The sequence below is a fragment of the Clostridium beijerinckii genome (assembly GCF_008705175.1).
In the GTDB taxonomy this organism is placed as follows: Bacteria; Bacillota; Clostridia; order Clostridiales; family Clostridiaceae; genus Clostridium; species Clostridium beijerinckii.
This window is the reverse complement of record NZ_CP043998.1, coordinates 3,880,938-3,894,981: the sequence shown is the minus strand read 5'-3', so window position 1 is coordinate 3,894,981 and position 14,044 is coordinate 3,880,938. Positions and strand designations below refer to the sequence as shown.

Below are 14,044 nucleotides of genomic sequence, written 5' to 3'. Positions count from 1 at the left end.
TCTATCTACAAATGCCTATTACCATAAAAGAATCTACTTTAACTTTCCAATGCAAATGCCGGTAGGATTTATTTGTATAATTCCATTTATTATTTCTTTTCATTATATTTTAGATAGAAAGACATTTTAAAATAATAAAAACTTTTTAAGGTTATTTATTACAGGAATGCTTGGCTTTGAACTAATAATGTTAAAATAATAGTATGGAATATTAAAAGCATAATTCTAGTTCAAAATAATTAATTCACTGACAATGGTGAGCGAGTAAGACAAGCTAACCGCACAATTAATAATAGTAATTCATTGGAGAGTGATAATACATGAAAAGTAATAAGATGTTTCGAATAATATATTCTCTAACTATATTCGTGTTATTTTTTTTAACTTTCTATATAGGATTTGAAATTATCAAATTGAAACACAATATAACTAGTTATATTATATTAGTAATTATAAGTGGCTGTTTGTTACAGCTATGTGTAAAAATATTTAGTAGAAGAAATAAATAATACATTTTTTGAATTTTGGACAAACAAAAAATACATTTACAGTATATGCTATAATAGAAATATAGAGGGGAAATAACTTGGTTGCAATTTATATGGTAAGGGGAATGATCTTTATGAATAGCTTATTTTTAGGATTTGTAGCTTGCTTTGTAGCATATCTTATAACGGACTTTTTTTGTCAAAAATTAGGTATAGAGAGATTAATAAATAGTAAAAGACATATGAGAATTAGCTTATTTCTAATTGCTGCAGTATTTAATATTATTGGCACATTAATTATTGAGAACTTTTCTTCAAGAGAATATCACTTTTTGCTTAAATCTTTTTTGGCTGGAGCAACTTTCTACTTTATTGTTTTTATATTGCCATTTAATAATAAAAAGATTAAGTAATAATATATTTACGATAACTATGAGGATAAAATCCAATATAGTGAAATAATTAAAGCTTAGTTTTATACAATAAATAAGCATAGAATTATTTTAGAAGTGAGATGTTCCTTTTAATGTAAACAGATTAAAATTAAAGATCTGTCCACATTAAAGGGAGTATTTTTGTGCCTAAAATACTAATAAATATTAGAAGAGTATATATCATATTTAAAATAAATAATGACAAAAAATGATATAATTTGAAAATCTAATAATAAAATTATTACAAATTATGCTATAATTGATTCATAATAGAAATTGAGTTTAAATTTACAGGAGAATGCAAGAGGAGAGCTTTTTTATGAATATAGTAAGTCTAGGCGTTACGATATAAAATGAAAACAATTACTTATAAAACTTTTTCATATACTTATTATGAATTCTATTGACTAACGGAACTACAGTATTTGTTGTATTTAATGACAATAAATTATAATGATCTGTATTAAAATCAAAGAACGGTCAATAAAATTGTATATATAAGTTAGATTCAAATTAACTGATTAATTAGTACAAGCTGTTGATTTTAGCATATATGAAGATAATAAATATATAATTTATAACAATTTACAGTAATTTTTAAAGTTAATAATTAATATAATCAAGAGTAATAATTTTGAAATTGAAAAGTATTATGGTGAAAAGATATCTGAATTTAAGTGAATTGAATACTCAATAGACTTTTTAAAATTAAGGAAAATTATAGTTAATTTATAGTATATAAACTAACTATATCAAAAATAAATTATAATAAAGAGAGGAAAAGAGATGAAAGTAAAGAAGATTATTTTATCAAGTTTAATATTATTATTACTAATGACAATTGGGGTGTATGCAGCAGGTAAGCATATAGTAGATGATGCCAAAGTTCTAAAACAAGATACTATTAATACTGTTGAAGAAAACTTAGCCAAAATAGAAAAGAATACAGATGTAATAGTTAAATTTGATGTAGTCAAAACATTGAATGGAAAAAGTATTGATGATTACTCGAAAGAATATGCAAAGAGCAATATAAGTGGAGAGCAATACATTTTATTTGTAACATCAATAGGTGATAAGAAAAATAAAATTTTAGTTGGCGATAAGGCAAATGACATTTTGTCTCAATCAGATATATCCAATATTGTTGCATTACCAAATTCAGACTTTAAAGCTAACAATTTTGATAGTGGAATTATGAAAGTTGGAAAGGCACTCGATGAAAAAGTTACAACTAAGGCAGTTAATACTGGCAAAGCTGAAGTGGTAAAGGATGGTTATTCAAAAACTGTATCCCATAAAACAAATTATTTTGGGGTATTTGTTATTATAATAGTTATTATATTAATTGCAATAATATTATTTAAAGTCATAAAAAATAAAATGAATAAAGATTATGAAGAAAGAAAAAGGAAATTCGCTGAGGAAAATAATTTAGAATCATATTTAGATTCTGATGATAACTCATTTCATTCAGGCAATATAAGTAAAAGTGAAACAAAACAAAATTATTCAAGTCATGGAAATGACTCGGATTATAGAAACAATAATGAGTCTTCTTCTAATTTTAATAACAATAATTCAGCTTTTAATAATAACTCAACAAGGACATCAGATAATGCATCAAATAATTATGATACATATCCTTCAGGCAGCCATGTAAATAATACTACTATAATAAATAACAACAATAGTAATAATGATTTTCTAGAAGGTATGATCGTAGGTGAAATGGTATCTGAATCTTCACGTAACCATCATGAACATTATGATGAGCATTATCATGAAGAACATGGATATAGAGATGATAACGAACATTATAGGGAAACTTCATCATATAATTCTAATAGCTTGGATAACAACAGTTCTAAGGAGTCTAACTCATCATCAGATTCAAGTAGCGATTCAGTATATTTATCTGGTAATTGGGATTCAGATAATAGTACAAGCGGTTGGGACTCAGATAGTGATTCAAGTTCGGATTCAGATGGTTCATCATCTAGTTGGGGATCAGATGACGACTCAAGTTCAAGATCAGAAGAATCATCATCTAGTTGGGATTCAGATAGCGACTCAAGTTCAAGTTCAGATGACTCATCATCTAGCTCAGATTCTGGATCTAGTGATTGGTAAAATAAGATGGACAAAACCAATTTATTTAAAGTTATAACAGTGGAAGCATCTATAACAGCAAAGCCTTTTTTTGAAAAACGTGGCTATCATATAGTGAGGCAGCAAGAAGTTGAAAGAAAGGGGCAATTATTAACTAATTTTGTAATGAAAAAATTATTGTAAGTATTTATACTTACCTTATTGTTCAAAGAGAATTTGCGGTATATTTTATAGCTAAAATAACGCGTAATTTTAGAAAATTGAGCGTTAAAGTAAATTAAAAAGGCACTGCAGAAGTGCCTTTTAAGAAAAAGTCAAAAGAATATTATTATATATTATAAATTTATAATCATATTTAAGAGGGGCTATAGGAATTTCAGTGGAGTTAGCGGGTATTCGAATAAGTTGTTGTATTTTTCTATCAGAATCGACAACTATTAATAGCCCTTCAACATAAGGCTCATGATTCTGGACTTTATAGCTAACATTTTCTCTTAAATTCAGATCTTTCATGGCATAAAAGCCCTGGGAATACGTTTTTAACTGAGCGGTAATTGTTATTGTATTAAAGGTAAATAATAGGAGTAAAAAGATAGAAAGAGTATATATGAATTTTTTCATTTGATAAGCCTTCTTTCATAATTTTAAGGTATATACTATATAACTAAAATTATTATGTGAGGATGTAATAAAAATATTCATTAAAAGTTATGCTCTAAAAGTGAGAAGCCAAGTTTTATATTTGGGTTCTTAAGTTTAGAGCATTTTATATTGCGATGGAGGAATTTTACACATAAGCTTTTGAGTTTATTAAGTAGTCTATTTATAGTAGAGAGGGAATGTCGCAGATGCAAGCTATTTGATAAAAAATGTGCATGGTGTATTTACTACGCACTTTCCACATACTTCACTACCTATACTGTTTGGCTCATCACCAGATTCATCGGTGTAAGAACTTCCAAACTCTGTATATAATTCTGCATTTTTCATTAGCACCATATAGCATTTGTGTCTATCATATCCATCTAAAGTTAATGCACCTGATGGACAATGTTTTACACATACACCACAGCTTCCATTCTTTTTATACAAGCAAAGCTCTTCTTTTAAAGGAGAATCTGCTTTTACATCTAGATTTGTTACAATGGTGTTATACCTTCCACAGCATCCAACCTTAGTTATAAGCATATTATTGATACCAAAGGTTCCAAGACCAGCTGCTTTTGCAAAATGTCTATGGGACCAATTGCTTTTTAATATCTTCTGGTCAAATGTAGAAGCCTCAGGCGAAATATCTGCATGATATCCAAGTTTTCGCAGTTCTGATATCATATATTCATTAAGCTTAACAAACATTGCATTAGTTTCTTCATAAGCTAATGCCCATTCGGGAGAGGAAACATCACCAGGAGTTCCATTGGTTTTAGCCAATTCTTTAGTGAATGGGACAAAGTATGCTATGACAATTGATGCATCGGAAAGTACATCGGTTGGTAATTTATGAGTTGGTGTAATAAGCCCCTTAAAATTTAAAATGTAAGGATCATTAGCATCAGCAAAACCTACTAAAGGATCACCCCATCTTGTTGAAATATTATCTTGCCTTTCATATTCTTTAATAAAGCTTTTTATCAATTTAGTGATTTTTTCTTTCATAACTAAAGCAAATCCTCTCTTTATATAAGCTAATTCTTTTAACATTTATAATTTTAGATAAGTACGACTATTATTTTTGATATCTATATTATATCGCTTCTGTTAGGTAAATCTTTGCTAAAATACAGTTGTTTTTTAGTCTATTTTTTGATGTTTCTTCTAAACTCAGCAGGTGATATTTTTTCTGAGTTTTTAAATACCTTGGTAAATGATGAATTGTGTTCATAGCCAACCATTTGAGAAATTTGCAAAACTGTTAAGTTTGTATTTAAAAGGAGTTCTTTTGCTCTTTTTACTCTTAAATTTTGTATGTATTCAGTAGGAGAAACGCTCATATTATTTTTAAACCATTCACTATAATAACTGACGTTGTAATGCTCTATATCTGCTAGCTTTTTTAAATCAATATCTTCGGTAAAATTATCATTAATATATTTAATGGAATTAGGTGAATTTCCAGTAGTAATAAAATTATAAAAGTAGAGGAATAAGTTATTTATAGAGCTAGATGTTTTGTGAACATCAGCTTCATTTAACAATAAATATCTTATTGCTTTCCATTTTTCATCAAACAAAATATCCTGTCCACCACACATTTTTTCCATGTCATATTTGTTGAGCATTTTATCAGGTATATCTAATACTAGGAATTCATTAGTATTATCAGCATTAAAAGTATGTTTGCAATCTGGAGGAAGAAAGAATAATGAATCATCTTTTAAATCTAATTTCTTATAATCAGTTTCTATAGAAAGGGCACCTTTAAGTGGCAAGATAAGTTGTCCATATTCATGAGCATGAGTATCACTTTTAAAACTATATATTCTACGCTCACATTTTATATTATTCAAGAGTATTACTCCTTTCTTTTATTATAATTTACGATTTATATATTAAATTTATTATATCATAAATATGGAGGTGCTATTTTAGATACCATAACAAAATAAGCTATCATGATGATAGCCATATAGTTATTATTTACATTATTTTGTCATGAAAAATATAGGTTTCGATTAAGTTTATACATTTTAGCTTTAATTGAGAGCTTGGCTTTATAGATTTTTAATGTAGATTTATTATATTGAACATATACACTAATATTTTTTTGATTTTTAATCATATGTTATTAAATTTCTTTTTTCTGTATTGAGAAGGAGTACACCCTAGTGTTTTATGAAATATTTCCGTAAAATAGCTTGAACCTGTAAATCCACATTGAAGTGCTATTTCAGTAACTGAAAGGGAAGAAATCTTTAGGAGTTCAATGCTCTTTTCTAGACGATATTCTGTTAAATAGGAAACAGGAGTCTTATTCAAAATAAGCTTGAAAATATCACAACAGCTACTACGACATACATTTCCAGCAGCGGCAATCTCATTTAAAGTGATTCTTTTTTGATAATTTTTCTGTATATATCCCGTCATATTATGCATAGCTTCAAGTTTTTTGTCATCAGCTGTTTCTTGAATGGAAATGCTATCTTTTATATTGTTATAAAGGCTGAAACATATTGTATTAAAAAGGCTCATGACATGTAATTCAAATCCATCCTTTTCTTCATTACATAACTCATAAACGTTTTTCAAAAGTTCAATCAAGTTTCTTTGCCAAGTGATTTCGGGATTCAATATAAAAAATGGGTTGGAGGTATCTTCACATACCGGCAGTATATAAGTTTCCTTGATTCTTGTAATGCTAGAAATAATGGATGGTGGAAACAAAATACATATAAAATTACAATCAGAGCCATCAGTAGAATATCCATAATGCATTTGTTCAGAATTTATAAAAATTGCCTGCCCTTCTTGCAATTCATAGCTTTTTCCATTTACGGAATACGACATTTTACCCTTTAAAAGCAATGTGAATTCCCAATCGGTATGCCAATGATTAGCAGCAGCCATAGCTGGATAATCTGAAAGCAAGGACTTTTTCGCACGAACAGGAAAATCTGCGAAGTTATAAGATACAACTTCTGAGTTATCATTTAATAGTGTCATCTTTAGCATAGTTTCCCCTCCAAACGGTATGAATATCAATTAATATACTATTGTTATAAAAATATAGCTTATTCTTATATTTTTAGCAGTTATTATGGAATATTATTATAATATAAACAATGAAAGAAAGCAATTGAAGAAGAAAGTAATTTTCATGGAAAAACTAAACCTAGTATATCTATAGGGGGAACTGATTGTGAGAGGAATGAAGAGAATATTATATCAGAATTAAAATCTTTTCTGTAGTCATATTAATTTAAAAAGGTGGGAAAAGAGAAATGAAAGCCAAAAGACTAAACTTAGATAAAGCAAATATAGTATTTATTGGGCTTGTTATAATAGATATATGTGCATCCTACCTTGTTGGCAGCACAGGAATTTATGCGGCTACAGCTTTTCGTGAATATGGCAGGATAGATTTGTTTAATGCTATGTTTGTAATAGAACCACTAGCAAGAAGCATATCATTACTTATTTCTGGCAGAGCAGGAGAATATTTTGGACGTAAACAATTGTATATATGGAGTGTAGGTGCGTTCGCTTTAAGTGTTGGAATTAGTGCAGCAGCATCAAGTGGAACTGTATTTCTTATTGCTAGAGGAGCTTCAGGTTTCTTTTGGGGACTATTTTTTGCAAATGTATTTACTATGATAAACGACATAGTATGTGAAGAAGAGTATCCAGTTAGGATTGGAATTATGCAGACAGTTTATTCTTTGACGCTCATTTTGGGTCCAGTACTTTGTGGAATATTTACAGAGAGATGGAGTTGGAGAATATCCCTTGCTATACTATTTCCTTTATTTATAATCGGAATGATATTTGTGGGATTTTTTATGCCAAGAAGTAAAACAAAAAATAGAATCATTATAAAAAGCAGCATAAAGGAATATGATAAAGGAGAAAATCTTCATATAAATAGAAGCAATAAAGAAGAATTATTTATTGTAAAATTACTAAAACAAAAGGGATATTTAACAATTATTTTAATTACTTTTATAGCTACATGCATTTCATGTAGTGGTAATTATATACCACTTTATGCACAGACAGTTTTAGGAGCAAACACTACCATTAGTGCTGTTGTTCTTGCTCCTTGCAATATCTTTGTTATGATATTATCGAGTGCCTCTGGCATATATATTTCAAAGAAAGGTTGTACAAAGACGATTTTTATATTGATGTCGGGCGCTATTTTGATAGGAACACTTATTTATGTAGTAACATTGTTTATATCAAGTTACTTTGTGATTATATTATCTACTGCAATAATTGGTATTGGAGTTGGAATACATCAAGTTGTTCCATTTGCTTTTGCACAGAGGCATTTAGATGATAAACTAATTGCAGAAGGAATATCATTTATTAGCTTTGTACAAGGCATTGCAGGAGTTATTGCAGGAATGATATATTCAGCAACAATGAGAAATGGAATAGCATTTTCATTGGCATTTACAATTGTTTATAGTGTTTCTTTAATATTAATTGCTATATTTAAATACAAAGTACCTCAAGGTGAAAAATAAGTATTTTATACTAATGAAGTTTTGCAGATGTTAGATATTAATAAAATAATTATATAGATAAAGAAAAGGGGAATAGAAAGATGAATCAAAAGGAAAGAATGCTAGCAGGATTACCATATAAAGCTTGGTTAGATGGACTTAGTGAAGAAAGAATGGAAAATAAGCTAAAAATACATGAATATAATTTACTTAGTCCAGATGAAATGAATAGAATGGAGGACCTTATTAAAGATATTTTAGGTAAGACTGGTGATAAAGTTTGTATAGAGCAGCCATTTCACTGTGATTATGGTAAAAATATTGAAGTAGGCAATAACTTTTTTGCTAATTATAACTGCACGATATTAGATGTAGGAAAGGTAATAATAGGTGAGAATGTTTTGTTTGCACCTAATGTATCAATTTATACTGCTGGGCATCCAATTCATCCAGAGTCAAGAAATTCAGGTTATGAGTATGGAATTGACGTTATAATTGGTGATAATGTGTGGGTAGGGGGAAGTGTTGTAATAAATCCAGGTGTTAAAATTGGAAATAATGTTGTAATTGGTTCTGGAAGTGTAGTTACTAAAGACATTCCAGATAATGTGATAGCGGTAGGAAATCCATGTAGGGTTGTGCGTGAGATTACTGAAGAAGATCGTAAATATTATTATAAAAACAATGAGTTTGATGTTGATGATTACAACGTTTAATTAAATTTAATATATTAGCGTAGAAATTTAGAGTTAATACTAAAGGTAAAGGAAGTGTAAATATGAAAATTGAACATGTGGCTATATGGACTAAGGATATAGAAAAATTAAGAGACTTTTATGTTACTTATTTTGAAGGAGTTGCTGGAGATAAATATATTAATCATAAAAAACAATTTGAATCATATTTTATTAAATTTGATTCAGGAGCAAGACTTGAAGTTATGCAGATGCCAACAATTCCTTCAAATTTAAATGATACTATTAATCAATATATTGGGTTAATTCATATTGCCATTTCTGTAGGCAGTGTTAAAAAAGTTAATAATCTTACTGAGTCATTAAGGAATGCAGGTTATGAGGTAGTAAGTGAACCTCGTTATACTGGAGATGGATATTATGAAAGTTGTATTTTGGATCCAGATGGGAATAGAATAGAAATAACTGAGTAAGACTAATAACTTTAGGAGATATAATAATATAAAGAATATTTTACAGATGTAGTTTTCAATAAAAATATGTGTTTATTTTTTAGTGAAAATTGATATAATATAAGTAAGATTCTAAATCTATGATTTATTCAGTAAAACTTGCATATAGTGTAAGGAAATAGTATAAAAATGAAAATAGTGAAAAACATACTGCAATATGCTTTTCACTATAGTATATAATTCTAGTTGCTTAGGCAACTGGCATCACTAAGATTTTTATTTAAAAAATAGTAGCCTTCCAATTGAACCTGGGGCTACTATTTTTTTGAGATTTTTTCTATAAGAACCACTATCAATGTTAACAGCGATATTAAGAATAATCCACCTTGAAATAGTAATGTTAAAATGTCATTACTGATAAGTATCACCTCCCTTCAAAAAAGAGGTAAGTGATACCAGTAGCCCACAAAACTATTGAATTATACATGGAAATTATATCATAATATTTAAAAGGTTTCCATATAGATGGCGGTAAGAATATATAAAAATCTATTATTGTAAATGTTAATTTCTGAAATCATTGTAAATAAAAAGCTGAACAACATCATACAAGAACTATTTTAATTTCTATGATATTCTTAGAAAACAGACATAAGGAAAGGAGGAAAATAGATGTTAAACGAAGTTAGGAATGTTTGTTTTGATACAGAGCTAAGCATAGAGGCTTATAACTTTAAAGGTATCATGCAGAAGTTTCCAAATCACTTTCACGACTACTATGTCATTGGATTTATTGAGAATGGGAAAAGATATTTGTCTTGCAAAAATAAGCAGTACATTATAGAAACAGGGGATTTAATAGTGTTCAATCCTGGTGATATTCATACATGCGAACAAATTGATGACAGGACGCTTGATTATAGGTGCATTAATATTAAAAAAGATGTTATGAAAAAAATCACATTTGAAATAACAGGAAAAGAATATCTGCCTAATTTTATGGAATTTGTTTTATTCCGTAATGAACTTACATCTTCTTTAAAAGAGTTACATCTTATGATAATGGAGGAGGAGAAGGATTTAAAAAAAGAGGAATTGTTTCTATTCATAATTGAGCAATTGATAAGGGAATATTCAAATCCAGTTTCTGAAATGACTATACAGGAAGCTAGTGCAGAAATTAAGACAGTGTGCGATTATCTAGAAAATAATTATATGGAAAATATAACATTAAATCAATTAAGCAATTTAACTGGATTAAGTAAATATTATTTGTTACACTCTTTTACTAAACAAAAGGGAATATCACCATATAATTATCTTCAAACAATTCGTATTGGCAAGGCGAAAAAAATGCTGGAACAAGGAGTTGCTCCAATAGACGTAGCATTCAAAACAGGATTCACAGACCAAAGTCATTTTACAAACTTTTTTAAAAAGTTAATTGGATTAACGCCAAAGCAATATATGAATATTTTTATTAATAGATGTAGGAGTAAAGAAAATGAGTAGTAATAAAATTAAAGCAGGACATTTATCAGCAGTTATGACAATATTAATTTGGGGGACAACCTTCATTTCAACTAAAGTATTATTAAAAGATTTTACACCAATTGAAATTTTAATCTTTAGATTTGTAATTGGATATCTTACATTGCTTTGCATATGCCCATATCATATTAAAAAGGTTGAATTTAAACAAGAACTTTATTTTGCAGCAGCTGGATTAGCAGGAGTAACCTTGTATTTCCTTTGTGAAAATATCGCATTGAGCTATACCCTTGCAACTAATGTAGGTGTAATTATTTCAATTGCTCCATTTTTTACAGCTGTTTTTGCCAATCTGTTTTTAGATAATGAAAAGTTAACATCATACTTTTTTATTGGACTTACAATAGCAATAATAGGGATACTTCTTATAGAGTTTAACGGAAAATTTGTTTTAAAATTAAATCCATTTGGTGATATATTAGCAATACTTGCTGCTATTTTATGGGCGGTTTATTCTGTTGTCATGAAGAAAATTAGTCAATTTCAATATAATACCATTATCTGTACTCGCAAAGTATTTTTCTATGGATTAATTTTTATGATACCTGCCATATTTATTTGTGATTTTAAGCTTCAATTATATAGATTTACTAATGTATCAAATCTAATGAACATCTTATATCTAGGTTTTGGAGCATCTGCATTATGCTTTGTAACTTGGAATTGGTCAGTTAAGATTTTGGGAGTAGTGAAAACAAGCATATATATTTATATGGTACCTGTAATAACGGCTGCTTCATCTGCTGTTATTTTACATGAGAACATAACCTTTATTTCAATTATAGGAATTATTTTAACATTATTAGGGCTCTTTATTTCTGATGGAAAACAGATTATAAGATTTAGGAGAAAAGTAGAAACTGAGACAACAGCATAATCCTTATTTCGGAGAGCTATATGCATAAGTTTGGAACTTAGTTGTGACATCTATGCAGATAAACATATTTATAAAGTTGCTAAGACTTTAAGTTCGTATCTTCACTAGAAATCATAAATATATTTGTGGAGAAAACATTTGAAAATGAGCTATTAAAGGTTCTTAGCTGTAGGTTGTTCCATTTTAGCTTGTGAAGTGAGAGTACAAAATTTTATTTTGGGTTCTCGAACTTCCTCAGCGAATGTAATGAGTCGAGCTCCCCTAGGAAAGTTGGAGCATGCTAAAATGGATACAACCTGCTGCTTATAAGCTTCAGCGATATTTTCATAGCTTTTCGGAACAAAATATTTATGATTTCGGTAAGTTACCACATAAATTTAGTTTTAGAGTTGGATATCTACATGAAATTATATTTACATGCTTGTATAATAGTGGTACAATTTAATTCCTCAATATATAGTAATATATTGGAATTTTAAAGAAAGGTTTGGTAATGAAATATGATAGATGCAAAAGTATTGATAGAAAAAGCATTTGAGGCACAAAAGTTTTGTTATACTCCATACTCTAATTTTAATGTAGGTGCGGCTTTACTTTGTGATGATGGAACAATATATCAGGGCTGCAATATAGAAAATGCAGCATTTACACCAACAAACTGTGCAGAAAGAACAGCTTTCTTTAAAGCAATTTCTGAAGGGAAAAAAGAATTTACTGCAATAGCAGTAGTAGGAAATAAAAAAGGGGTGAAACCTGGCGAAGGAGATTTTTGTGCACCTTGTGCAGTATGTAGGCAAGTTATGGCAGAGTTCTGTGATCTAAAGACTTTTAAAATAATTATTGCTAAAAGCACAGAAGAATATTTAGAACATACATTAGAAGAACTTCTACCTTTAGCATTCACTGGTAAAAATTTGAAATAGATTATTAATAGTATAGATAAGTTATAAATAATATAGTTCATTCTTTATTTTTAATGAAATATGTATTAGAACTGCAAAATAATTATTTATATATAAAGCTGTACCCAACAGAGAATATAAGTTTTCTGTTGGGTTTATTTTATTGCTTAATATTTGATTTTTAACCGATTCTTTGATTATTATATAAGATATATTTTCTCCAATCGCAGCTAAGCTTAACAATTCAAAATTAAAAATAGAATTTAATAATTTAGCATTAAAATACGTTTGAAATACAGATTACAAGAAATAAGACAAGTTATAAAATAGTAGAGCCAATTAGTGGAGCTACTATTTTATAATTTATGTAACATGGAATATTTAATAAATGGTTCGATATAACTATTATGCATTAAGCTTTAAAGAGTATATTAAACTCGTAGTGTTTGTAATTATTTTTATTATTATGTAAAAAGTGGTATAATACGAGGATGGTCATGCTTATTATGATAAACGGGGGAATAGTATGAATATACCAATAATAAGAATAAAAAATTTAGTGAAAAAATATGATGATAGATTGATTTTTGATGATGTAAGTTTAGATATAATGAAAGGCGAAAGTATTGCTTTAACAGGGCATAATGGTATGGGAAAAAGCACATTAATAAAGATTTTGTGCGGTCTTACAAGAATAACTTCTGGAGAGGTTATTAGAGATAAAAATCTTAAATTTAATTATATTCCGGAAAATTTTTCACAGCTTAACATAAAAGCAGGTGAATATATTAAGTTAATAGGAGAGATAGAAGGAATATCAAAAGATGATTTTGTGAAGAAAACTAATTACTTATATAAGGAGTTTAACTTAGAAAATATGATAAACACTTCTATGAAAAACTTATCTAAAGGAACTCTGCAGAAGATTTCGGTAGTTCAGGCACTTTTGTCAAAACCAGATATTTTGTTATTAGATGAGCCATTATCTGGACAAGACAGTGATTCACAAAAAACGTTTATTAGAATGGTAAGAGAGCTTATAAAAGACGGCGTTACAGTAATAATGTCATGTCACGAAGTATTTTTAATAGATCAATTATCTAGTAGAATATTACAGGTTAAAGATTCTAAAATATTCGAAATTAAAAGGGCAGATATTAGCTCTGAGAAATATGCTTCAATGACTTTTTACAGAAAAGAAGCAGATAAATCCTTTGTAACTCCAAATATTAATGGGATCTACGAGTATCATGAAAATGAAGATTATATAGAATTCAAAACAAAAATAAGCGAAAGCAATAGGGTTTTAACAGAAATGATTAATAGTGGTTACACTTTAAAGTATTTTGAAAGGTAAAGGGAACGTAA

General features: G+C 28.5%; 14 protein-coding genes and 1 pseudogene. 10 read left to right on the top strand and 5 right to left on the bottom strand.

Annotated elements, in window-relative coordinates; all coding sequences use genetic code 11:
• The first annotated feature begins 622 nt into the window (after positions 1–622).
• From F3K33_RS17495 to F3K33_RS17485, 3 genes and pseudogenes are all read left to right on the top strand, one after another.
• On the top strand, positions 623–901 hold the full coding sequence (locus tag F3K33_RS17495; RefSeq protein WP_154861667.1) for a hypothetical protein: 279 nt from the start codon (positions 623–625) through the stop codon (positions 899–901).
• 807 nt (positions 902–1,708) lie between these two features.
• A complete protein-coding gene (locus tag F3K33_RS17490; RefSeq protein ID WP_039769155.1) occupies positions 1,709–3,055 on the top strand; it encodes a TPM domain-containing protein in 1,347 nt (448 codons plus the stop codon).
• Between the two features lie 42 nt (positions 3,056–3,097).
• Positions 3,098–3,217: pseudogene (locus F3K33_RS17485) on the top strand (GNAT family N-acetyltransferase); the annotation flags it as partial.
• Positions 3,218–3,337: 120 nt separating this feature from the next.
• Here F3K33_RS17485 and F3K33_RS17480 read toward each other — a convergent pair.
• From F3K33_RS17480 to F3K33_RS17465, 4 genes are all read right to left on the bottom strand, one after another.
• The gene (locus F3K33_RS17480; RefSeq protein ID WP_039769158.1) at positions 3,338–3,655 is read right to left on the bottom strand and encodes a hypothetical protein; all 318 of its coding nucleotides are present in this window, start codon (positions 3,653–3,655) and stop codon (positions 3,338–3,340) included.
• Between the two features lie 234 nt (positions 3,656–3,889).
• A complete protein-coding gene (locus F3K33_RS17475) occupies positions 3,890–4,690 on the bottom strand; it encodes an epoxyqueuosine reductase (protein ID WP_039769160.1) in 801 nt (266 codons plus the stop codon).
• 140 nt (positions 4,691–4,830) lie between these two features.
• The gene (locus F3K33_RS17470; RefSeq protein WP_039769161.1) at positions 4,831–5,541 is read right to left on the bottom strand and encodes an AraC family transcriptional regulator; all 711 of its coding nucleotides are present in this window, start codon (positions 5,539–5,541) and stop codon (positions 4,831–4,833) included.
• Between the two features lie 268 nt (positions 5,542–5,809).
• A complete protein-coding gene (locus F3K33_RS17465; RefSeq protein WP_039769163.1) occupies positions 5,810–6,703 on the bottom strand; it encodes an AraC family transcriptional regulator in 894 nt (297 codons plus the stop codon).
• A gap of 269 nt (positions 6,704–6,972) precedes the next feature.
• On the opposite strand from F3K33_RS17465, the gene F3K33_RS17455 reads away from it, so the two are divergent.
• The 3 genes from F3K33_RS17455 to F3K33_RS17445 all read left to right on the top strand — a co-directional run bounded on the left by F3K33_RS17455 (position 6,973) and on the right by F3K33_RS17445 (position 9,367).
• Positions 6,973–8,220 (top strand): MFS transporter, encoded by a 1,248-nt coding sequence (locus F3K33_RS17455; RefSeq protein ID WP_039769165.1) that lies wholly within the window; start codon positions 6,973–6,975, stop codon positions 8,218–8,220.
• An 80-nt stretch (positions 8,221–8,300) separates the two neighbouring features.
• Positions 8,301–8,915 carry a sugar O-acetyltransferase gene (locus F3K33_RS17450; protein ID WP_039769167.1) on the top strand — a complete coding sequence of 205 codons (615 nt, stop codon included), beginning with the start codon at positions 8,301–8,303 and terminating at the stop codon, positions 8,913–8,915.
• A gap of 62 nt (positions 8,916–8,977) precedes the next feature.
• A complete protein-coding gene (locus F3K33_RS17445; protein ID WP_039769169.1) occupies positions 8,978–9,367 on the top strand; it encodes a VOC family protein in 390 nt (129 codons plus the stop codon).
• Between the two features lie 296 nt (positions 9,368–9,663).
• On the opposite strand, the gene F3K33_RS26835 is transcribed toward F3K33_RS17445, so the two are convergent.
• Positions 9,664–9,774 carry a putative holin-like toxin gene (locus F3K33_RS26835; RefSeq protein ID WP_236892005.1) on the bottom strand — a complete coding sequence of 37 codons (111 nt, stop codon included), beginning with the start codon at positions 9,772–9,774 and terminating at the stop codon, positions 9,664–9,666.
• Positions 9,775–10,018: 244 nt separating this feature from the next.
• Between F3K33_RS26835 and F3K33_RS17435 the strand changes: the two genes are divergently transcribed.
• The 4 genes from F3K33_RS17435 to F3K33_RS17420 all read left to right on the top strand — a co-directional run bounded on the left by F3K33_RS17435 (position 10,019) and on the right by F3K33_RS17420 (position 14,033).
• Complete coding sequence (locus tag F3K33_RS17435) at positions 10,019–10,858, top strand: AraC family ligand binding domain-containing protein (protein ID WP_039769171.1); 840 nt, start codon at positions 10,019–10,021, stop codon at positions 10,856–10,858.
• Entirely contained in the window at positions 10,851–11,774 is a 924-nt protein-coding gene (locus F3K33_RS17430) for a DMT family transporter (RefSeq protein WP_039769174.1), read from the top strand. Before F3K33_RS17435 ends, F3K33_RS17430 begins: the two co-directional genes overlap by 8 nt.
• 500 nt (positions 11,775–12,274) lie before the next feature.
• Positions 12,275–12,697 (top strand): cytidine deaminase, encoded by a 423-nt coding sequence (locus F3K33_RS17425; protein WP_031275733.1) that lies wholly within the window; start codon positions 12,275–12,277, stop codon positions 12,695–12,697.
• Between the two features lie 505 nt (positions 12,698–13,202).
• Positions 13,203–14,033, top strand: a complete 831-nt coding sequence (locus F3K33_RS17420; protein WP_039769177.1) for an ATP-binding cassette domain-containing protein — start codon at positions 13,203–13,205, stop codon at positions 14,031–14,033.
• Positions 14,034–14,044 lie beyond the last annotated feature (11 nt).

What these genes read in the sequence shown, in the direction of transcription:
- F3K33_RS17495 (WP_154861667.1), top strand. Translation starts at nt 623, where the DNA reads ATGAATAGCTTATTTTTAGGATTTGTAGCTTGCTTTGTAGCATATCTT.
- F3K33_RS17490 (WP_039769155.1), top strand. Translation starts at nt 1,709, where the DNA reads ATGAAAGTAAAGAAGATTATTTTATCAAGTTTAATATTATTATTACTA.
- F3K33_RS17480 (WP_039769158.1), bottom strand. Translation starts at nt 3,655, where the DNA reads ATGAAAAAATTCATATATACTCTTTCTATCTTTTTACTCCTATTATTT.
- F3K33_RS17475 (WP_039769160.1), bottom strand. Translation starts at nt 4,690, where the DNA reads ATGAAAGAAAAAATCACTAAATTGATAAAAAGCTTTATTAAAGAATAT.
- F3K33_RS17465 (WP_039769163.1), bottom strand. Translation starts at nt 6,703, where the DNA reads ATGCTAAAGATGACACTATTAAATGATAACTCAGAAGTTGTATCTTAT.
- F3K33_RS17455 (WP_039769165.1), top strand. Translation starts at nt 6,973, where the DNA reads ATGAAAGCCAAAAGACTAAACTTAGATAAAGCAAATATAGTATTTATT.
- F3K33_RS17450 (WP_039769167.1), top strand. Translation starts at nt 8,301, where the DNA reads ATGAATCAAAAGGAAAGAATGCTAGCAGGATTACCATATAAAGCTTGG.
- F3K33_RS17445 (WP_039769169.1), top strand. Translation starts at nt 8,978, where the DNA reads ATGAAAATTGAACATGTGGCTATATGGACTAAGGATATAGAAAAATTA.
- F3K33_RS17435 (WP_039769171.1), top strand. Translation starts at nt 10,019, where the DNA reads ATGTTAAACGAAGTTAGGAATGTTTGTTTTGATACAGAGCTAAGCATA.
- F3K33_RS17430 (WP_039769174.1), top strand. Translation starts at nt 10,851, where the DNA reads ATGAGTAGTAATAAAATTAAAGCAGGACATTTATCAGCAGTTATGACA.
- F3K33_RS17425 (WP_031275733.1), top strand. Translation starts at nt 12,275, where the DNA reads ATGATAGATGCAAAAGTATTGATAGAAAAAGCATTTGAGGCACAAAAG.
- F3K33_RS17420 (WP_039769177.1), top strand. Translation starts at nt 13,203, where the DNA reads ATGAATATACCAATAATAAGAATAAAAAATTTAGTGAAAAAATATGAT.